This window comes from Trichocoleus sp. AS-A1, from assembly GCF_039962015.1.
Classification (GTDB): Bacteria; Cyanobacteriota; Cyanobacteriia; order Cyanobacteriales; family FACHB-T130; genus FACHB-T130.
In genome coordinates this window covers 127,789-148,923 of the sequence record NZ_JAMPKG010000006.1, presented here as the reverse complement: position 1 = coordinate 148,923, position 21,135 = coordinate 127,789, and the positions used below count along the sequence as shown (strand labels likewise).

The window sequence follows — 21,135 nt, the reverse complement described above, 5'->3', positions numbered from 1 at the left end:
CAGGAGTTGCGCCAGTGACATTTGCAGACAAAGGAAGGGCTGCTGACAGCATTTTTGTTACAGGCGGCGAAATGGGGAATTTGATGCGATCGCTCGATTGGTCGCAGACTCCCTTAGGAGATGTAACCTACTGGCCCCAAAGTTTGCGGAGCGCTGTCAGCATTTTGCTGCCTTCAAAAGCTCAGATTTGCCTGTTCTGGGGAACTGAATTGATCGCGCTCTACAACGATGCTTATCGCCCTGCTTTGGCATCGAAGCATCCTTGGGCGCTGGGTCGCCCCGCCCGTGAGCTGTGGAGCGAAGTTTGGGACGCGCTCAAACCCTTGCTTGAGGGAGTTGTCACGACTGGAGAAGCCTTCTGGGCGCGAGATTATTTGTTCTTTCTCAATCGCTACGGGTACAGCGAGGAAACTTACTTTGATGTCTCGTATGACCCCGTGCGGGACGAGAGCGGGGAAGTCGGCGGCGTTTTTTGCATCGTTAGCGAGACAACCGGGCGAGTTCTGGGCGATCGCCGCTTACAAACTTTGGGACGGCTGGCGAACGAAACGGCTCAAGCCAAGACGGTTGAAGCTGCCTGTCGAACTGCAATTCAGGCTTTAGCAACCAATGCTCACGATATTCCGTTTGCTCTGCTCTATCGAGTGGAGGCAGATGGCAAGCAAGCCACGCTGGTTGAAACGGCTGGATTCGAGGCGAAAACCTCAGCAACGCCCACGAGCGTAGACCTGACTCAAGCCAATGACAACTGGGGATTGGGACAGATTTATCAAACTGGGCAAGCAGTCATTGTTGATGTAGCAACTCGATTCGGGAGATTACCAAGGGGAGCCTGGGACAAGTCGCCTGCTGCTGCCTGGGTTGTGCCAGTGACCCAATCGGGACAACCTCAGATTGTTGGGTTTTTGGTGTTGGGAATCAATCCCCATCGAGCCTTTGAGAATGAGTACCGAGAATTTTTTGATTTAGTGGCAGGCAATGTCACGAATGCGATCGCAAATGCCCGCGCGTTTGAAGAAGAACGCCAGCGAGTCGAAGCACTGGCAGAACTGGATCGCGCCAAAACGTCCTTCTTCAACAATATCAGCCACGAATTCCGTACTCCCCTGACGCTGATGCTATCGCCGCTAGAGCAGACGCTAGCCGAATTAGAGGGAAGCATTCCGACCAAAGCGCGATCGCAACTCGAACTGGTGCAGCGCAACGGGAAGCGCTTGCTGAAGCTCGTCAATACCCTGCTCGATTTTTCGCGCATTGAAGCCGGACGCGCTCAGGCAAACTACCAGCCAACCGATTTGGCAACCTATACGGCTGAATTAACGAGTCTATTTCGTTCTACCGTTGAGCAAGCGGGACTGAAACTTACGGTTGATTGTCCTCCCTTGCCAGAACCGATTTATGTAGATCGGGATATGTGGGAGAAGATTGTGTTGAATCTGCTCTCGAATGCCTTTAAGTTCACGTTTGAAGGAGAAATTGCGGTTGTTCTGCGTCCGGTTAGCGACCAGGTGGAACTGATGGTGCGCGACACGGGTACAGGTATCCCATCTGCCGAGCTTCCCAAACTGTTTGAGCGGTTTCATCGCGTTGAGGGGGCACGGGGACGCACCTTTGAAGGTACAGGAATCGGGCTATCGTTGGTGCAGGAACTCGTGCAGTTGCAGGGAGGAGCGATCGCTGTTGACAGTACGCTGGGTCGGGGCAGTACCTTCACGGTTCGATTGCCAATGGGAACGGCTCATTTGCCGAGTGATGACATTCACTCCAGCCGCGCCCAAGCCTCCACCGCTTTTGGTGCAATTCCTTATGTTGAAGAAGCTTTAGGTTGGCTACCCGAAGAAAATGCAGCGCCGAGGTTGCAGACCGCAGAAAACGCTCAACGAACCTCAGATGCTCCAATCTCGACGGCTACCGCCCGGATTCTGCTAGTCGATGATAACGCCGATATGCGCGACTATCTGCACCGCCTCCTCAGCCAGTTTTATCAGGTGGAAATGGCGAAAGATGGCGAAACCGCTCTAACTGCCGTATATAATCGTGCGCCTGACCTGATCCTCAGCGATGTGATGATGCCAGGAATGGATGGTTTTGAGTTGCTCAGGCGGTTAAGAGCTGATGCCAAAACTCGCGAAATTCCATTTTTGCTACTATCTGCTCGCGCCGGAGAAGAATCGGCTATCGCAGGACTGGAAGCTGGAGCCGATGATTATCTGGTGAAGCCCTTTAGCTCCGGTGAATTGCTTGCCCGCGTCGCTGCCAATTTAGAACTCGGGCGATCGCGCCAAGCAGCTAATCAGCAGCGCTTTCGCTTCCTGGCTGAATCTATTCCCCAAATGGTTTGGACGGCTGATGCCAGCGGTTGGGTAGATTATTACAGCCCCGGCTGGTTTGACTACACCGGATTGACGTTGGAGCAAATCCAGGGGAGCGGTTGGCAAAACACACTCCATCCAGACGATCGGCTCCGGACTATTGAAGCGTGGACTCAATCCACTGAAATGGGCACAAACTACGATATCGAACATCGTTTGAGAAGGGCAGATGGAATTTATTGTTGGCATCTCACCCGCGCCCTACCCATGCGCGACGAAAACGGTCAAGTCATTCGCTGGTTTGGTACCTGCACGGATATTACCGAGCGCAAACAAGCAGAAGAAGCTTTGCGAGAAAGTGAGGAGCTAAAGCAAAGCATTCTAGAGAGCAGTACTGACTGCATCAAAGTCTTAGCGTTGAACGGTGAAATTCTCTACATCAATCCTGGTGGGCTGTGTCTTTTAGAAATCGACGAGCCGAAATCTATCCTTTATCGCGTCTGGGCTGATTTGTGGGAGAGCGAAGATTATGAAAAAGCCCAAGCTGCGATCGCTGCTGCCAAAATCGGCAACATCTCTCAATTTCAAGGCTATCGCCCTACCACCAAGGGCACACCGAAATGGTGGGATATCATTATTACGCCGGTGCGAGATGCTAAGGGACAGGTGGTGCAACTGCTTGCTATTTCACGGGATATTACGGAAGCGAAGCGCATTGAAGCCGAACGCCAACAAGCTGAACTAGCGCTGAGAGAAGCCCATGTGCAGTTAGAATCTGCTTTGGCAGCGGGAGCCGTCTACACTTGGCGCTGGAGTATTCCCGGCGATCGCGTTAGGGTCAATGCTGCGTTTGCTCGCCTGTTTGCTGTAGACCCGGTGAGTGCGACATCAGAAGGCTTGCCGATCGAGTTCTTTATCAACTCCATGCACGAGGAAGACCGTCCTCGCGTTTCAGTTGCAATTGAGCAGGCGATCCACACAGGTGAGGAATATGCTGCTGAGTACCGCGTTCGGACTGTCAGTGGTGAGGAACGTTGGCTAACGGCACGGGGTCGAGTTGAGTATGATGCAGCAGGGAAACCTGTTTCTTTTCCTGGCGCACTCGTCGATATTACCGAGCGCAAACAAGCAGAAGTGGCCTTGCGCCAATCAGAGGAACGCTATCGAACGCTGTTTGAGTCCATTGACGAAGGCTTTTGCCTCATCGAAATGCAGTTTGATGCAAATAACAAGCCGATCGATTACCGCTTTTTGGAGACTAATCCAGCGTTTGGGAAACAAACGGGACTCGAACAGGCAGCGGGCAAAACGGCGCGTCAGCTCATTCCAAATCTTGAAAAGCACTGGTACGAGATTTACGGCAAAGTCGCCCTAACAGGTGAATCCATTCGCTTCGAGAATGGTTCCCAAGTGATGAACCGTTGGTTCGATGTTTATGCGTTCCGCGTTGGGCAGCCGGAGAGCCGAAAAGTTGCCGTACTGTTCAAAGATATTAGCGATCGCAAGCGTAGTGAAATCGAACGAGAACAAATTCTGCAACGAGAACAAGCCGCACGGGAAGCTGCCGAACAGGCAAATCGCATTAAAGATGAGTTTCTAGCCGTACTGTCTCACGAGTTGCGATCGCCTCTCAACCCGATCTTGGGCTGGTCTCAGCTACTGCAAAACCGCAAGATGGATCAAGTGCGAACGACTTATGCCCTACAGATCATCGAACGCAATGCCAAACTGCAAGTGCAGCTCATTGATGATTTGCTCGATGTTTCTCGAATTCTCCAAGGCAAACTCAGCCTCAATGTCGATCCGGTCAATCTAGCAACCACCATCACCGCCGCACTGGAAACAGTGCAGTTAGCCGCCGCCGCCAAATCGATTCAAATTCAAACAATTTTGGAACCAGAGGTTGGGCAAGTTTTAGGCGATTCAGGTCGCTTGCAGCAAGTCATTTGGAACTTGTTATCCAACGCCGTCAAGTTTACCCCGTCAGGAGGACGAGTTGAAATTCGCTTAGAGCAGATTGAGGCTGAAGCTCAAATTACGGTCAGCGACACAGGTAAAGGGATTCTCCCCCAATTTCTGCCCCATGTCTTTGAATACTTTCGCCAAGCTGATAGCGCCACGACTCGACAATTTGGTGGATTAGGATTGGGCTTAGCGATCGTCCGTCAAATCGTTGAATTACACGGTGGCAGTGTTCGTGCAGATAGCGCTGGGGAAGGGCAGGGAGCCACTTTTACGGTGAAATTTCCGTTGATGTCGCAGCACTCAACCATTCCTCAAATCGTTCGCGAGTCCAAATCTCTCTCAGGCTTGCAAGGTATCAAAGTGTTAGTGGTAGATGACACGACAGATATGCGCGAGTATGTCGCCTTTGTCTTAGAACAGGAAGGGGCAGAGGTTGTGGCTGTCGGTTCAGCAGCGGAAGCTCTTGCCACGTTAGCTCAGTTTCAGCCAGCGGTGCTGGTGAGTGACATTGGGATGCCCGAAATGGATGGGTATATGCTGTTGCGGCAAGTGAGACGGTTGCCCTCAGAGCAAGGCGGTGAGATTCCGGCGATCGCTCTCACGGCGTATGTGGGGGAACTAAATCAACAACAAGCGATCGCTGCCGGATTCCAGCGGCACCTTTCTAAGCCGATCGAGTCAGCCGCGTTAATTGCAGCGATCGTCGATCTCATCAAGAATGCAAATTAAGACTGCTTGCTTAGTGGTTCAATACTGCCCCTTCTGGGCTTTTTGGTGAGGGATTAGGAGTGAAGTTTCAAATGTATTTCACTCAAGCGACTGCTATCGCAATCCTATTTAAGTTGTGAGCCAGTCCTTCCGATCCCCGACTTCTATCTCGAAGTTGGGGATCTCAGCTTTAGGAATTATTTAGGAGTGCTATATATATTTTCTTTTTTCTGGACAAGGGTAGCAGCGGATTGTGGATATTAGAGGTCGGTAAAGTTTGTTGCAACAGGTTTTCTAGGAACGTGGGCGTGTCAAGTGCCGGTTTAAAGACGAGGGGGAAAAATCAAAATTTTCTTCTATTTTTGTTTTATTTAGGCAATGATTCGCACTCTTTAAAGCTTCCTTTGTCGGGGGGCGAGTGCAGGTGTCTTAGAAACCTCTTGCCATGAGCTTAATCTGGTTTACCCAGGTTAAACACCTGCTAAATTTTTTTGCCCCCCGGAGTCCGGATACCGTACCAGGAGATGATCCCCAGGATAGATGAACAAAACCTATGTTCAGTTCTATCTTTATTTATCAGAGCGGTCAACACGCTTAATATTCGGTCTTAGGGCATTAGCATCTCGTAACCAAAAAGTTTCATTAACCACATCTTTTTTTAAGGTTCGGGAAGCTCAAAGTTAATTTATTTTTTCAGATTGTGTTCGCCTATACATTCGCTTGAGTGACCAAGGCTTCAGGGGTGTACTTTTTGTGAATAAGGAGTTTAATAAAATGCGAATGAATACTTGCCATTGTTGCGGCAGTCCTCTTCTACGTCATGCGCGGCAAAATGGGGTTTATTGGTTTTGTACTTCATGCCGACAAGAAATGCTGCCTGTAGCCCTGGATCAAACACTTCCACTTCATCAAGCGGTTCAGGGAGCGCGATCGCTTTCTCTGAAACTGGTGAAACCATAAAACAGTTCCCTTCCCTTATTTGGGAAGGAAAAAATACCTAACTGTTAGATAAAGAAAAACTGAAAAGTCCGTTTTCAGCCTGGTTCTACTGTTCCCAAGCTGAACCTGGAAACCAATTTGCCGTCATGTCAGGCGTCAAAATTCATCTGCCCTGATAAAATCAGCTTGGACTCGGTTAGGGGCAGTGTATCATGCTGGCAGCGGTACTTTACGGACAAACGGATCTACGCCTAGAACAGGTCGCTGACCCTACACCCTCTGCTGGTGAGGTGGTGATTCAAGTGGCTGCGGCAACGACTTGCGGCACCGATCTAAAGGTTTGGCGGCGCGGCGGTCATGCAAAGATGCTGAAGCCTCCCACCTTGTTTGGTCATGAGGCAGCGGGGCGGATTGTGGCGGTAGGAAGCGGAGTCCAAGGTTGGCAAGTGGGCGAAGCCCCAAGGGGGCGACTCCGGGAAGGAGTTCGCGTCGTTGCGAATAATTCTGCTCCTTGCATGAATTGTTTTTTTTGTCAACGTCAAGAATATTCTCTTTGCCCTAACTTGACGTGGAATAACGGCACGTTCGCACAGTATTTAAAAATTCCCGCCCCGATTGTGCAACACAACCTGTTGCCCATCCCAGATGACTTGCCCGATGCCTTGGCATCGATGACTGAACCATTAGCCTGCGTGCTGCATGGGGTAGCACGTTCTAATGTAAAGTCGGGCGATCGCGTTGTGGTGTTGGGAGATGGGGCAATTGGGCTGATGTTTGTAGCGGTACTGGTGCATCAATCGGCGTCGGTGTTGCTCTTTGGGGGAAATGACCAACGGCTGGAAATTGGGAAAAAGCTAGGCGCTGTGGAAACGTTTAATTATCATCATCTGACAGATATACCGAGTGCGGTAAAAGAGCGAACCGACGGCTGGGGTGCAGATGTGGTGATAGAAGCGACGGGTGTACCCGCAGTTTGGGAGAGTGCGATCGCGTGTGCCCGTCCGGGTGCTACCGTCAATCTATTCGGGGGATGTCCGCGCGATACCACCATCACCGTCAATACCGAACAACTCCACTACAGCGAACTCACTCTAAAAGGCGTTTTTCACAACACCCCAAAATATGTACGAGATGCCTTATCTCTATTGGCGAGTCGCGCCATCCCCTTGGAATTGCTCATCAGCGAACATCAGCCTTTAAAGCATTTAGAGCAAGTGTTCCAAGATATGAAGAATCGTAAGGTAATTAAGGTTGCTATCGACCCCAGCATGGCATCTTAAGAATAGGGATAGCTAAGAACAGGGTGCTGATTGGTGAAGTGTGTTTGCAGGTTTAAGGTCTAAATGAAAAGCGTTAAATTTTGGTCAGTTCTGTCATTGGGAATTTTACTAGCATTAGGAGCCACGAAAAGTGCTGACGCCCTACCCGGACAGAAAACAGAAGAAGTGATTGCCTGGATTAATTCTAATCCCACCCTTCGACCTTCTACAGGCGATGGTCTATTAGTGCAAAAGACCAATACAGCCGCCCAGCGATTTACTTTTCTCGCAACTGTCCTTCCTCCCGGTAGAGTCACTTTTCTTAAAGATCGAGGCACGATTCGCAGCGAACGCTTTTCTTTTTTTGACATGGTTAATGGCGTAACGCCACAACGTCTAAAAGAATCGCTGCGGGTAATTTATGGCCCAGATATCTATCAAGACTACGACCGTTCCCGAATTGTCTACGAATATCCCACACCACAAACTGTAGACTTAGCTCGTCGGCAGCGGCTTCCGCTTTTGGCGGCACAACAGGGTGAACTGCGCTTAGGAGAGCGATTTGGCTACTGGATGGAAATTGCCCAAACCAAGGAAGGGAAGGCGTATAACGGTCAAATGGTCATTTTCTTGAGAGAGGATTTAGACAAGTTGGAGACGGAACTGCGCGATCGCTAAGTTAGAGGAATGGCAAATTGCTAATGATTAACTAGATTCAAAAATTAGCGATTTGTCATCTTAATTTAGTTGCACCGGACTTTAAAAAAAGAGACGCGATTAATCGTGTCTCTCCTGCATCATGAGTGCAATCTGTAACGGCATTAGTCGTTTACAAAGACTACTTATTTTTACCCTTATCTTTGTTCTTGCCTTTTCCTGTGCCATCAAATTGTGTAGTGCCAGTGTTTTCAGGAGTCGATACCTGTTGATTTGGTGTCTCTATCGCCTGGGGGCTTGGCGTTGCTGGTGATGGCGCAGTAGATGCGGCTGGTGATGGCTTTGGAACTTCCGCTGGCTTTAGCGCTACAACCAAGCCGGTTAAAGCGGTGAGAATGGCAGCAGTTGCGGTCATAATGCCCGGAACGGTATGAAACCATCCCTGTGATTTTGGTTCTTCAGACATCGGTGAACTTCTAGAATTTCCTGTTAATTTAATACGGCTAATTACTCGGATTTCCGAATAAACGGTGCGAGTATAACAAATGCGATCGCGTCCGGCAAACGGGAAATATACTAGATTTCACGCTATCTATCGCTTTCCTCTCCCGCCTGCAATCAGGGAGATGCACGCCAAAACTTGATTTTGTTTTCTGGTTCTTCGCGGCTACTGCCAACAGTGGGGGTGAAACTCTCTCCGAGGGTCGCTAGAGTAGATGGTATCCCAACACGGCTAAATCAGGATAAAGCGACAAGGCTAGGAATCGCTAACCAACGAGAAGACCTGATATTTTTGGGTTCTGATAGAAGGTGTATTCATGAGCAGCAAACAAGACTACACTGCACAAATGCTTGACGGATGGATTTACCAAATCGTACTGGGACGCTACGGGCATCATCTGGAGATTTGGAACCCGCAAGGCAATCCATATCGCAGCTTAAAGGCTTTTGTGCAATACGAGGAAGCTGTAGCATTTGTCGAATCCCTAATTGCTTTGAGTAATCACGAAAGCCATTGGGTTCCTAACAACGAGGACAGCGTTCGCTTTGACGGGATGATGCAACAGCTAGTTTGCGTCGAATGCGACGACTTTATCTATCAAGAGTGGCACGTTAAACCCTATGAAGATTCTGACAACAACTGGAATCTTTATGCCATTAATCCAGTCATTGGGAAAACCGAGATTTTACTGAAGCGACAAGCAGATTTACAGGAAGCGATCGCTCTGGTTAAGGCTAAGATTGATGCAATTGAACCGGGTGGCGTGCCAGCAAGCGATCGCGCTAACGCCTTGCTTCGCTAACGTGTACTCCTTTTAGGTCAAACTTAGCCTGAGCGATTTATCGCATTGATTCCCTCAAGATAGATGTGTTTGAGAGGGAGCGATCGCGCTTTTATTCGCATCTTTCTTTAAAAAATCATCAGCTCCACCCAACACGAGTAATTAGTAGCAACCGGATGCTAGAAGCCTAAAGCAAAGATAGCACCGCTACACCAATCCAAAACCAGAGCTATTTCGCTTGTTTCGTTTATTGCGTTCGTTTCAAAATATTGTTCGCGCATTTCTATCACTCTGGTAAAATAATAATAGCAGAGTAATAGAAGAAAGTTAATCAGAAATCAAAATACTTTCTAAGCCCATTTCTGGTTTTGGATATTGTGGATTCATTGCTTCAAGGGTGTCAGCAATTGTACGAGCAATAACTAAATTGCGGTACCACTTATTGTTAGCAGGCACCACATACCAAGGGGCATACTCAGTCGAGCAATTAATAATTGCATCCTCAAATGCCTTCTGGTATTCATCCCAAAATAGACGTTCTTTCAAGTCGTTGCTTGAAAATTTCCAATGCTTATCTGGATCTTCTAAACGACTTTGTAACCGTCGTTTTTGCTCGTCTTTAGAAATGTGCAGAAAAAACTTGATTACCGCAATGTTATTAAGCGTGAGCATATGCTCAAACTCATTAATAATGTGATAGCGCTCCCGCCATACATTCTCTGGTACCAGTTGTTTCACCCGGACGATTAACACGTCTTCGTAATGCGAGCGATTGAAGATAGTAATCATCCCTCGTAACGGCGTCCGCTGGTGATAACGCCAGAGAAAATCATGACCTGCTTCTTCTTCACTAGGTTTTTTGAATGACCAAACCTGGCAACCTTGCGGATTTACACCACCAAATACGTGTTTAATGGTGCCATCTTTGCCTCCTGTATCCATCGCTTGCAGGACAATGAGTAGGCTGCGCTGATGTTCAGCATATAGACGTTCTTGTAAGTTTTGAAGGCGCTGGCGCTGATGTTGCAGTTCCTGCTCAATATCTTTCTTATTTTTATAGTCTTCCGAAGCATTTGGATCGACAGATGCTAAGACAAACTGCTCTCCAGGATGAACCCGATAGTGGGGATAATTGGGTTTTGGGGGTGGAGAGTCAACGACAATTTTTTCGGGTGCCATTTCAAAAGCAACTTTGGCTGTTGCTTTTGCAGCCGCTTGTTGAGTCTTATGTTCTTCTCCTGTAGATGCATCGGTAGTTATCGAACTATTGTTTGGTAGATTGCTTGATTGGCTCATGGTATCTCCTTATTAAAAAGCTTTCACAGCAGCACATTTAATCTTCAGGAAATGGACTTGACAACGTCTGGTAAATTGTGAATTTTGAAATTCTCATGAAAACTTTTTGCCTGTTTGCTTTGGTTATTTACCAGACGGGTAATGTTTTCAGAAGGGATATCAGGCTGCTATTTCTATTTTTAGCTCTAGAGATTCTTTAAAATTAGATAAGCACCGTAAATACATTCAAAAATGATGTAAAATTCCGCAATAAAACGATTTCTTCCATCAATCTGAATTGATGGTGTAACTGGGAAATGTTTTGTTTGTTACATTATCAGTGTTGAACTTTTACCGGGTGTCTACATCAGTCTGACGGTGTAAAGGTTGAGTTTTCCTCAGCATCACCTTAATGTCCGTCGTACTGAGGCACTAATCATATCTACGATAAAAGTGAGGGCGAGAAACATAATTAGAGTTGTCAGGAGACCTTTGTAGTCAAAGCTACTCAGTTGTTCCGCGAGCAAGCGACCTAATCCACCTGCACCCACTAATCCGACGATGACGGTGGCGCGGATGCAGACTTCCCAACGGTAGAGGATATAAGCGATAAAGCGGGGCAACGTGCGGGGTAAGACGCCGTAGAGGAAGACTTGGGAACCACTCGCGCCCAAAGCTTTAAGCGATCGCAAGGGACGTTCATCTAGATTTTCCGTCACTTCCGCCATCAGACGTCCTAGGATACCTAAGTTGTGTAAACCGAGGGCGATCGCTCCCGGTAAGATACCTGGAAACAATACAAACAGAAAGATTAACGCCCAAATGGGTTCGGGGACGGCACGAGCAAACAGTAGTAGGAAGCGGGTAAAAATCAGTACAGCAGTTGCTCGTAGATCCCCCCTAGCCCCCCTTAAAAAGGCGGGTATTAGAGTCGCTGTCCCCTTTGATGAGGGGAGTTTGCTGGATCTTCTGCCAGTATCTAAAATCCCTCCTGGCAACAGGAAATTATTTGCGGCTGGAAAAGATAATAAAATGCCGCCTAATCCAGCCCCAGTCATTGCCAGGATTGACATGGCAAGGGTTTGTGCCGAAAGGGTAAATAGTTGACTTACCTGACTCCCATCCGGTGGGAAGACATCCTGAAACACTCCTGCCAATAGCTGTACGGTTCGCGGTGCCCAAAGCTTTGAGAAATCAGCTTGGACGTACCAGAAGGAGAAAATGACTAAAACAATGCCGCCGAGAAAGGACACCTGCACGACTGGATCTTTTTGATAAAACCGCTGTTTGCGCCCTTGGAGATTTAGGACGTTCAAATCCAGGCGACTCGGCGCACCTAAACGGTGGCGTAGCAAAGCACTCCAAAAATCCGTAGCACCATTTAATACAATTAGGGCGATCAAAAACGTCCACATCTGCTCATAGCGCAGAGATTGGAGGCTGAGGAGAATTTGATACCCCAGTCCACCTGCACCGATAATTCCTAATACGGCGGCGGAACGAATCGAACACTCAAACCGATAGAAAGCGTAGGATAGCAGATTTAGAAAGGCTTGGGGAATCAAGCTATAAGCAAAGGCATTCAGAGGAGGAACGCCGCTATTGAGCAGTGCCATGAGTGGCTGGCGGGGGGTTTCGTCTAGAATCTCCGAGAAGACTTTGGCAGTAATCGCACCAAAAGGAATTGCGATCGCTAACACGGCGACTAGCGGATCGAGTCCAAAAATATTGACAAAAAATAATCCCCAAATTAACTCGTGAATTGCTCTGGGGATTGCCAAAACTCCTCGTACCACCACCCAAGGAGGCTGAGGTTTAAGTTTTGAGTTTTGAGTTTTGAGTTTTGAATTTGAAACAGATTGCCACCATATCTCAGAAGAAAAAACACCCCCCACCAAACCAATCAGCACGCTGAAGAAAGTGCCACACACGGCGTAAGCGAGGGTTTTCAGGGTGGAATCTAGAGTGAGTTGGAGAAATTCCGGGCTGAGATCGGGTGAAAATGCAGCTACGAGAAAGCGCCAGACGAGGTTCCAGCCGCCTGAGTTGATTAAATTGCCTTGGAATACGCCTGCTACGTGCAACGACCAAATGAGGGACGCGACAAACAGCAATCCCCACACAGTACGCCAGGTAAGCGGTGAGGGGCGCTGAGGGAGAGTAGTTGGATGGCGATCGCTTGTTTGTGGCACGCTTCAGATATCGAACCGCTAGAGATGAAAAAAACGCAGAGGAATTTGAATAGAAATATTTAGGATTAGCCCTTGGTTTGGTAGAGAGTTTCAATCATTGCATCGGATAAGTCTTCAGCGGGAATATCAAACAAAATACGCCCATGTCGCAGACCAATAATTCGCTGATAATGACTGCGAGCAAATTCAATCGCGTGGACACTGGTGACTAAAGTTTTCCCGGTTTCTATACTCAACTGGCGCAATAAATCTATAATCTCGCGGCTGCGTTCGGGGTCGAGGCTGGAAATGGGTTCGTCGGCAAGGATGGCGGTGGGATTTTGCACGAGGACGCGAGCGATCGCTACCCGTTGCTGTTGACCACCAGAAAGGCTATCGGTGCGTTCGTACAGTTTTTCTGGAATCCCCACCTGTGCTAGTGCTTTTACCGCTGTCTCGACTTCCAGAGGATAAATTAGCGAACCCGCAGCTTTCAAAAATGACCAACGCCCCAGATGTCCGGCATTAACATTGTGAATCACGCGCAAATTATCAACTAAATGAAATTGTTGGTAAATCGTACCAATTTGACGCTGGACTTGACGCAGCAACTTTGGACGCAGATGAGCAAGGTTTCGACCCAGTACCCAGACTTCTCCTTGAGTGGGTAGCAGCGTACCATTGAGTAAATTAATTAGCGTACTTTTACCGGCACCGCTAGAACCAACCAGCGCCACGCGATCGCCTGCCCAAATTTGCAAGTTAATATCAGCGAGAGATTCAAAGCGTCCAAATTGCTTAGAAACATTTTTCAGTTCAAATATTGGCGCAGATGAGTTCATTTCTCTGCTTAGTTTGCTATCCATTTAGTCATGAGATAGCGATCGTGATCTTTAAAACCAACCTTCCGATATAAATTTTGTGCTGCTGTATTTTTCCGCTCGACTTCTAAATGAAGTGCTTGAATACCTAGAGAAGGGCAAACACTTTCTATAAACTGAATTACGCTCATGCCTACCCCTTGCCCTCGATAACTCTCTTGGATGTAGAGTTCATCAATAAATGCATCACGCCCTCGAAATTCCAAACTGTAGCCAAAGGTAAGGACGACGTAGCCAATCGCCTCATCACCATGCTGGATCAGCCACACTCGTCCTAGAGAATCATCATGCAAAATATTTGATAACGCCGCGCGAACAATGGATTCATCAAATTTTAGGTATTCAAACTCGTAGAACTCTCGTATAAACTCCATCAGAGTTTCGATATCTGATTTTTCTGCAATTTTAAAGTTAGCTTCTGTCATTTACATCACTTTATTTTGCCAATTTTTCGACCAATTTCCTCAATTTGAGCATAATTGGAGTTTTGGGTAGGAATAAATTTAGTTGCTTGTAAAAGGTCGAGAATTTCTTTTTGCTCTGGTACCTTAGGATCTAGTTTCAAAAAGGCATTTTGTACTTTTTTAGAAAAATCCTCACCGTAACGCTTTTTGACCACTGGATTAAGAACCCAGTGGTAGTCGTAATAGGCAGGTGTTTGCCAGAGGACTTGCACTTTGTTTGGGTCTACTTCTTTGGCATCGACTCGCTTCTTCCAGACGCTTTCATTTACAGCACCAACATCGTAGGTGCCTGCTTCCACTAATTTGATTGTCTTATCGTGGTCGCCGGAAAAACCAACTTGACCTTTGAAATCTTCAAGCTTGAGTCCAGCTTGTTGCAGGAAATATTGAGGCATTAAACGCCCAGATGTTGAAGATTCGCTGCCAAAGGTAAAGCTTTGTCCTTTGAGCTGTTTTAAATCAGAAATATTTTTAAATGGCTTTAGTCCAGCCTTTTTGTTGGCGATGAAGAGACTGTGAAATTGGGCGTCTATGTCGCGTTGCGCGATCGCTTCTGCACCGGGCACCTGCAACCGTGCCTGCACCCCCGTCAATCCCCCAAACCAAACCAAATCCAAATCCCCTACTTTGAACACAGTAACCGCCGCCGTATAGTCAGTAACCGGCTTATACTCAACTGGCACACCCAGTTCCTTTTCCAGATAGGCAGCTAGCTTCTCATACTGACGCTGTAACTTTTGCGGATCTTGATCGGGAATGGCACCGATGGTCAGAGGCTTTGCCTCAGTTCCACCGTTCGTCGCTGAAGTCCCGGAGGGGTTGGGCGAACACGCTGCTAGCGGTAGCAACAACAACAAACCGGACAACAATATTTTTTTCATCCCTGACTTGGCTCTCCTCATTTTGACTGGCATACAAACCTACGCTAGAAGCGACCCATGCTGGAAATGGGGTGTAGCGAGGGTGCCAGAAGTCAGTGTAAGCGAACGGCTACCCTTATGCCAAAATTAACCCTAGTGTTGAGGCGGCTTTAGCAATGGTTTGGCATCGTGGGCAGAAGTTGCAGGGCGGACGATATATTATTGAGAGGCATTTGGGTAAAGGTAGCTTTGAGATCACCTATCTTGCTGAGAATAAATGCAATCAAAAGAAGGGCAAGCGATCGCATTCTCTATTCACGCCTGTCTTCAAGCCAATCTTGCCCGCCCGGTAACTGAGTTAAATACTCATCAATGATGTCAGGTAAAATACTTGCTGAATGAGCATACGTCAAAGCAAGTAATTGTTGAGCTGTCAGGATTATCTGAGTTCTATCCACCTTTTCTTCATCCCATCCAGCCCACCTAAAATCGTCAAAGTTTCTTTGTCGCGTCCCTCAATGATGCTATTTCGTAAATCCATGAGTTCCTCAGTCATAACAATTGTCTTCATCTAGGCGTTTCCACGCTGAATATATCACTCAAAAATAAGAGCGATCGCTCTTCTCTCACCTTTGTTTCCTTCCGTTATGGAGCCTTCTAGAATAGGTCAAATACTTAACAAAACTGGCACCAAGGGTATGGCAAAATTAGCCTAAGTGTCAGGGAAAGTGTGAGGAATGGTTTGGGCCTCTGGGCAGATGTTGCATGGTGGAAGATACATCGTTGAAAGGGTGCTAGGAGAAGGAGGCTATGGCATCACTTTTCTAGCTAGGGACAAAAAAGGGAATTTTGTCGTCATCAAGACGCTGAATGAACGGGTACTGACTAAACGCGAATTTACAGCGTACCGAGACAAATTTAATCGAGATTTCCAGAAAGAAGCGCTGCGACTCGCTGTGTGCCGACACCCTAATATTGTGCAGATTGACAATGCCTTCTCTGAAGGACAGTTACCTTGCATGGCGATGGAGTATGTTGAGGGAGAAAACTTAGAGCAGCGCGTACTTAATCTGGGTGTTTTGTCGGAAACCGAAGCATTACACTACATCCGCCAGATTGGTGACGCACTAACTTTCATCCACGATAGGGGCTTTTTGCATCGGGATGTGAAGCCATCTAACATCATGGTGCGTGCCGAAAAATTCCAGGCGGTACTGATTGATTTTGGCATTGCTAGGGAATTTATCCCCGATATAACGCAGACTCATACGCAAACCTTTACTCCAGGCTTTGCTCCAATTGAACAGTATGCTCAGCAAGCAAGACGGGGCGAGTATACGGATGTTTATGCACTCGCGGCGACGCTCTACTATTTGCTGACTGGAGAAGTCCCGCTACCTGCGCCTGCGAGAGCTGCGGGGATTCGGTTAAATTCACCGCAACGCCTCAATTCCAGTATTAGTAATTTAGCCAATCAGGCGATTCTTAAAGGGATGGAATTTCAAGCGGAGGAACGCCCTCAGTCGGTGCAGGAGTGGCTAGAATTGCTTAATCTTAATAAGATTTCTACTTACAGTTTTAAGCAGCCAGTATCTAGCAATATTCCGGTTTCAAAAACTTATAATGCCAGTTCGATCGCTACAAATCGGAATTTTTTAACAAATCGGCAAAGTTCAGCGTCAAAGATAGATTACCGGCAACTACAGACTTTTTTAGCGTTAGGAAAGTGGCAAGAAGCGGATGAAGAAACCACGACGGTTATGCTGAAAATTTCTGGTCGAGAAACAGAAGGTTGGCTGAGAGTAGAAGATATCAAAAATTTTCCAATGTCAGACCTTCGGATCATTAACCAACTTTGGATAAAACACAGCAAAGGACGCTTTGGTTTTAGCGTCCAAAAATATATCTGGGAAAGGATCGGAGGGACGAGAAGCGCAAATTATGAGATTTTGTGTATTTTAGGCGATCGCGTCGGATGGCGGATTGATGGCGCTTGGGTTCCTTATGAAGAATTTATCTTTGATTGCGATCGCGCTCCCGCAGGTCATCTTCCTAGCGGATATGTTTTTTGTGAAGTTGGTTGGTGGGTCGGGTTATTGAACCTCTTCTATCGCCTTGAGTAGATGATTATAAAAAATTAATATTTTTATGAAGTCTTATTGATTATTTTATGAAGTTAAGGGCTGTGTGAATATAATAAATGCTGCCTACGCTAAGTCGCTCTATTAACCAGCAAAAATGCCGGATATTATTTTAATAAAATAAACTTAAACTTAAGATTTTTTCTACATTCAAACAAAATTTTAGCAGAGCAAAATTTTATGTATCCCATTACTACGAAAACTCAACTTGAAAATTTACGTCCAGGCGATCGCATAAAATATTATGGCGTTCAGTGGCAGATTAAAGAATACAGCACTTATGACGATTCCTATGGATATGAAACAACGGAGTGGTTGCTAAAATCTCAGGCAGGAAAAGAATACTACTTGCTACGAGAAATTGATCCGCAAAATCCTGAATCCTTAGTCAATTGGTATCTTGCCGAAGAAATTTCAGACCCTAAGATATTTGAACCAGAATCACTGAATAATTTGGCTATTCGTTTTTGGCACGATATGCAAGGAGGAAAAATGCCTTACCCAGAATTACAAGCCTTGGGTAAACGCTATTACTTTGAATCATCAACCAAGGGTAATTATGAAGGGGATGAAGAGGAGACATCTCGAATTACGTGGGATTATTGGGACAAGGATCATCAATGGAATTTAGCAATTGAAGCTTGGCCTGATGGCAAACGACATATTTACTCTACCAAAATAGTAAAACCAGAAGATTTTTCTCACATTGAACGAGGAGCGAAGAAGAGTTTTTTGGAAAGCGTGATTTTCCAAGCATTAGTAGCCAGTTTCATGATGGCTTGCGGAATATTGTTGATGGTATTCGGATAGTAAAAAAATGCCTACATCTTTATTTATTGAACAACATAACAACGGATTGGCTTTTTATATCAATGGTGATTTGCAATTTGATACCGCTGATGAAGCCATTTATCACGAGTATTTAGTGATCCCATCGGTAGCGCTGGCAGTCAAACGATTTCCTCACACAGAGTTGCAAGTCTTGATTTGTGGCGGTGGGGATGGATTAGCTGCGCGGGATGTGTTGCGCTTTCCGGAAGTGAGTCACGTTGATTTAGTGGATTACAACCCAGAAGTTTTAGAACTCGGTAAAAATGTATTTAAAGAATTTAATGAGGGCAGCTTAGAAAGCGATCGCTTGACAATCTACACGCAAGAAGCTTTTGAGTTTTTATCGACACTCAAGGAAAAATCTTATCACGTCATTATTTGCGATTTCACCTATCCTAGTTGTACGGAAGAGACGGCGATATACAGTCAAGAATGGTTTAGAACGATTAGCCGGGTTCTTTATCCAGGTGGGATTATTAGCACGAATGGTGTTTCTCCAGAAAATCGGACAACAGGTTTTTGGTGTTTATATCAAACCTTGTTAGCTACTGGATTGATGGCAAAGCCTTTACAATTAACAATCCCATCCTTTCAAAGGCATGATTATGGCAATTGGGGGTTCTTCTTAGCGTCTCCAGTTACAATTCAACGTGCTGAACTAGAAGCCATTATCCTACCTGAAAATTTACAAGCGATCGCGCTTAAAAATCTGCTAAAAGTGTTTGAGTTTGAGAATGCGATCACGCATAGCCGCCACAGCGTCAATATTCACACTCTGGATTGCCCGCAGCTATTTTACTACTTACTAAATCCTCATATTCAATCGCCTCAAATTATCGAAGCAATTGATGAAAAAACCATTAATTTTTTAGACATTGAAGAAGCTGGAACTGGACTGATAGGGTTGCGGGATCTCCTTCAGCTAGAATCAACCGCCCAAAGGTGGTTAGAAGAAGTTCAGGGTAATGAGATAGATACTAGCAAACTATTGCCGGTACAACATCCTTATCACAACCCAAAGATGACAGCAGAATGGTTAGCCCACCTTCAAAAATTACTATCAGAAATCGATTTATCACGTTTATTGGGAAGTATTTTAGAACGTGCTCAAGAACTGCCGCCTCAGCTTGCCGCTGAACTAAAACAATTGTCTGATAAAATCCGCACTGGACAGCAAATTTTAACGCTATCACCACGAGCAGCAGAATTTATTATGATGCTCTCAGTAACTTTATTAATGGCCAATTTAGCATCTCCAGATGCTGTGTTTGCCAAGGGATACTATTCAGGAAGTAGCCATTCTCCTGGCTCTAGCGGCTATTCGGGAGGAAATACTTATTATAGCGAAGGAGACTGGAGTTGGTTTAATAGAACTATAGGATTTGTTTTGACGGCGGCTGGTGGTATTTGGTTGATAAACTTATTAACAAATCGCTCGAATAATGACTGACATTTTAGATGTAAATAATGGGCACAAAATTCAATTAGAAGAATTATCTTTAACCCTTAGACTACTAAATTCAGAAGAACGCCATCATTGGGACTTGCTTGTGCAAACTGCTCCCGCAGGATGCTTTATGCAGTCTTGGGCTTGGGCAGATTTCAAAGAATTGGAAGGATACAAAACCTTCCGTTATGGTTTATTTTACAAGCAAGAATTATTGGGAGGATGCATTTTTTATTTTTATCCACATCCTAATAAAGCCAATTTATTAGTTGCTCCCGGTGCCCCTCTGCTACCTGAAAAATTGGAAAAAGAAGGAATGCAGATATTAGTGAAAGAAGCGGTATCTTTAGCTGAAAAAATAGGAGCGATTGCCCTACGAATTGAACCTTTATGGCAGCAAAAACTAGATTGCCTTTCCGGGTTTATGCGTGCCCCTGCTGATTTATTGCCCTCGGAAACTCTGTTAATTGATTTACAATTAACAGAAACTGAAATGTTAGCAACTATGAAGCCAAAAGGACGATATAATTTGCGTTTGAGTTGGCGTCATGGTGTAGAAACTGAATTTAGAAAAGACTCACAGGCAATTCCTGTGTTTTACGATATTTTTTGGGAAACGGTAAAACGCCAGCAGTTTTTTGGTGAACCCTACAAATTTTTCATTAATCTTTGCCAAACCTTGTTTAAGGCAAATATGGCAGAGCTAGGTTTCGCAATCTGGCAAGGAAAAATATTAGCAGCTATCTTAGTTGTTTATTGGGGCGATCGCGCAACTTATCTCTACGGCGGACGTAGTTTTGAACATCCGGAAGTCATGGCAACTTACAGTTTACACTGGGCTGCAATGCAACGGGCAAAATCACGCGGTTGCACTTTCTATGATTTCTATGGTTTCACTCACGATCCTAATCATAGCTATGCAAAATTTTCCCGGTTTAAAAGTCAGTTTGGTGGCGTACCAGTAAAAACTATCGGTGCTCATGATTACTTTTTTTATGACCAACTAGCAGATACAATGATTGGCTTATTACAACACTTAAAAATATCGAATTAATTGAATATCAAAGAAATATTGAGAAGGAGTTAAGTAGTGGAACAAGTTAGTCAACTAGGATTTATTCTTCTAGAGCTAGTCGTAGGCTTTGGGTTGTTCTGGCTGGGACAACTCGCTTACCAAAAACTATTTCGTCGCATGGAATTAAACTTGGAACTATTTGTTAAAGATAATCCAGCCGTAGCGATCGCTCTCGTCGGATACTACCTCGGCATCGTCATTGCACTGGGTGGTGTTTTAGGACAACCTTCAGAAAATTGGCAGGACAAATTACTCAATTTGGTAAGCTATGGGTTAACAGTCATTTTATTCATGTTAGCTGGCGCTTGGGTAGGCGATCGCTTAATTTTGCGTTGCTTTGATTGTAAGCGCGAAATTCTTGAAGAACGGAACACAGGCGCTGCTGCTGTAGAATTTGGCAATCACATCGCTAATGGACTCATTCTCAGCGCCGCACTCGGCGGGGAAAGTGGCACTTGGCTGGTAGGGTTTGTCTGCTGGATCGTTGGCTTAGGCGTACTCGTTTTGGTGAGCGTTCTCTATCCTCGTGTCACTAAATACAATGTATTTGGAGAGATTGAAAGGCGCAATAATCCTGCTGCTGGTGTGGCGTTAGCGGGCTTACTTATTGCCACAGGTAATATCGTGCGCATAGCATTTGCCGCCGAGTTTCAAAATTGGGTAATTAGTTTTACTCAATATGGTTTAACACTCCTATTTTGCTTAGCCTCACTGATTGTAATTCGCTGGGTAGCAGATTTAATTTTAGTGCCAGGAGTAAAAATATCAGACGAAATTGCACGTCAACAAATCCCGAACTTGGGTGCTGGACTAATTGAAGCTTTTGCTTATATTGCGGCTTCATTTTTAATCGCTTGGGCTGTTTAA

Annotated in this window: 17 protein-coding genes; 10 read left to right on the top strand and 7 right to left on the bottom strand. The window is 45.9% G+C overall.

What is annotated here, in order from left to right:
* Window positions 1-71 precede the first annotated feature (71 nt).
* From NC994_RS06865 to NC994_RS06850, 4 genes are all read left to right on the top strand, one after another.
* Window positions 72-5,006, top strand: a complete 4,935-nt coding sequence (locus NC994_RS06865; protein ID WP_190437174.1) for an ATP-binding protein — start codon at window positions 72-74, stop codon at window positions 5,004-5,006.
* 759 nt (window positions 5,007-5,765) lie between these two features.
* Window positions 5,766-5,945 carry a hypothetical protein gene (locus NC994_RS06860; protein WP_347275937.1) on the top strand — a complete coding sequence of 60 codons (180 nt, stop codon included), beginning with the start codon at window positions 5,766-5,768 and terminating at the stop codon, window positions 5,943-5,945.
* A gap of 191 nt (window positions 5,946-6,136) precedes the next feature.
* A complete protein-coding gene (locus tag NC994_RS06855; protein ID WP_190437032.1) occupies window positions 6,137-7,204 on the top strand; it encodes a zinc-binding dehydrogenase in 1,068 nt (355 codons plus the stop codon).
* A 63-nt stretch (window positions 7,205-7,267) separates the two neighbouring features.
* Window positions 7,268-7,861: a hypothetical protein gene (locus NC994_RS06850; RefSeq protein WP_190437029.1), complete on the top strand. Its 594-nt coding sequence runs from the start codon at window positions 7,268-7,270 to the stop codon at window positions 7,859-7,861.
* A gap of 160 nt (window positions 7,862-8,021) precedes the next feature.
* Here NC994_RS06850 and NC994_RS06845 read toward each other — a convergent pair whose 3' ends face one another.
* Window positions 8,022-8,306, bottom strand: a complete 285-nt coding sequence (locus NC994_RS06845) for a hypothetical protein (protein WP_190437026.1) — start codon at window positions 8,304-8,306, stop codon at window positions 8,022-8,024.
* A gap of 352 nt (window positions 8,307-8,658) precedes the next feature.
* On the opposite strand from NC994_RS06845, the gene NC994_RS06840 reads away from it, so the two are divergent.
* The gene (locus tag NC994_RS06840; RefSeq protein WP_190437022.1) at window positions 8,659-9,144 is read left to right on the top strand and encodes a hypothetical protein; all 486 of its coding nucleotides are present in this window, start codon (window positions 8,659-8,661) and stop codon (window positions 9,142-9,144) included.
* A gap of 306 nt (window positions 9,145-9,450) precedes the next feature.
* Here the strand turns inward: NC994_RS06840 and NC994_RS06835 are convergent, their stop codons facing one another.
* The 6 genes from NC994_RS06835 to NC994_RS06810 form a co-directional block, all read right to left on the bottom strand.
* Window positions 9,451-10,419 carry a polyphosphate kinase 2 family protein gene (locus NC994_RS06835; RefSeq protein WP_190437018.1) on the bottom strand — a complete coding sequence of 323 codons (969 nt, stop codon included), beginning with the start codon at window positions 10,417-10,419 and terminating at the stop codon, window positions 9,451-9,453.
* A gap of 383 nt (window positions 10,420-10,802) precedes the next feature.
* Window positions 10,803-12,512, bottom strand: a complete 1,710-nt coding sequence (locus NC994_RS06830) for an ABC transporter permease subunit (RefSeq protein WP_190437160.1) — start codon at window positions 12,510-12,512, stop codon at window positions 10,803-10,805.
* Between the two features lie 143 nt (window positions 12,513-12,655).
* Window positions 12,656-13,411 carry a phosphonate ABC transporter ATP-binding protein gene (locus NC994_RS06825; protein WP_190437013.1) on the bottom strand — a complete coding sequence of 252 codons (756 nt, stop codon included), beginning with the start codon at window positions 13,409-13,411 and terminating at the stop codon, window positions 12,656-12,658.
* A gap of 8 nt (window positions 13,412-13,419) precedes the next feature.
* The gene (locus tag NC994_RS06820; RefSeq protein WP_190437012.1) at window positions 13,420-13,875 is read right to left on the bottom strand and encodes a GNAT family N-acetyltransferase; all 456 of its coding nucleotides are present in this window, start codon (window positions 13,873-13,875) and stop codon (window positions 13,420-13,422) included.
* A 5-nt stretch (window positions 13,876-13,880) separates the two neighbouring features.
* On the bottom strand, window positions 13,881-14,795 hold the full coding sequence (locus tag NC994_RS06815; RefSeq protein WP_190437157.1) for a putative selenate ABC transporter substrate-binding protein: 915 nt from the start codon (window positions 14,793-14,795) through the stop codon (window positions 13,881-13,883).
* A 418-nt stretch (window positions 14,796-15,213) separates the two neighbouring features.
* Window positions 15,214-15,345 carry a hypothetical protein gene (locus tag NC994_RS06810; RefSeq protein ID WP_277881134.1) on the bottom strand — a complete coding sequence of 44 codons (132 nt, stop codon included), beginning with the start codon at window positions 15,343-15,345 and terminating at the stop codon, window positions 15,214-15,216.
* A gap of 166 nt (window positions 15,346-15,511) precedes the next feature.
* Here NC994_RS06810 and NC994_RS06805 point away from each other — a divergent pair, with 166 nt between their 5' ends.
* From NC994_RS06805 to NC994_RS06785, 5 genes are all read left to right on the top strand, one after another.
* The gene (locus NC994_RS06805) at window positions 15,512-16,897 is read left to right on the top strand and encodes a serine/threonine-protein kinase (RefSeq protein WP_190437008.1); all 1,386 of its coding nucleotides are present in this window, start codon (window positions 15,512-15,514) and stop codon (window positions 16,895-16,897) included.
* 198 nt (window positions 16,898-17,095) lie between these two features.
* The gene (locus NC994_RS06800; RefSeq protein WP_190412641.1) at window positions 17,096-17,725 is read left to right on the top strand and encodes a DUF4178 domain-containing protein; all 630 of its coding nucleotides are present in this window, start codon (window positions 17,096-17,098) and stop codon (window positions 17,723-17,725) included.
* A 7-nt stretch (window positions 17,726-17,732) separates the two neighbouring features.
* Entirely contained in the window at window positions 17,733-19,196 is a 1,464-nt protein-coding gene (locus tag NC994_RS06795) for a spermine synthase (protein ID WP_190437005.1), read from the top strand.
* On the top strand, window positions 19,189-20,247 hold the full coding sequence (locus tag NC994_RS06790; protein ID WP_190437002.1) for a peptidoglycan bridge formation glycyltransferase FemA/FemB family protein: 1,059 nt from the start codon (window positions 19,189-19,191) through the stop codon (window positions 20,245-20,247). Before NC994_RS06795 ends, NC994_RS06790 begins: the two co-directional genes overlap by 8 nt.
* A gap of 36 nt (window positions 20,248-20,283) precedes the next feature.
* Window positions 20,284-21,135: a DUF350 domain-containing protein gene (locus tag NC994_RS06785; protein ID WP_190436999.1), complete on the top strand. Its 852-nt coding sequence runs from the start codon at window positions 20,284-20,286 to the stop codon at window positions 21,133-21,135.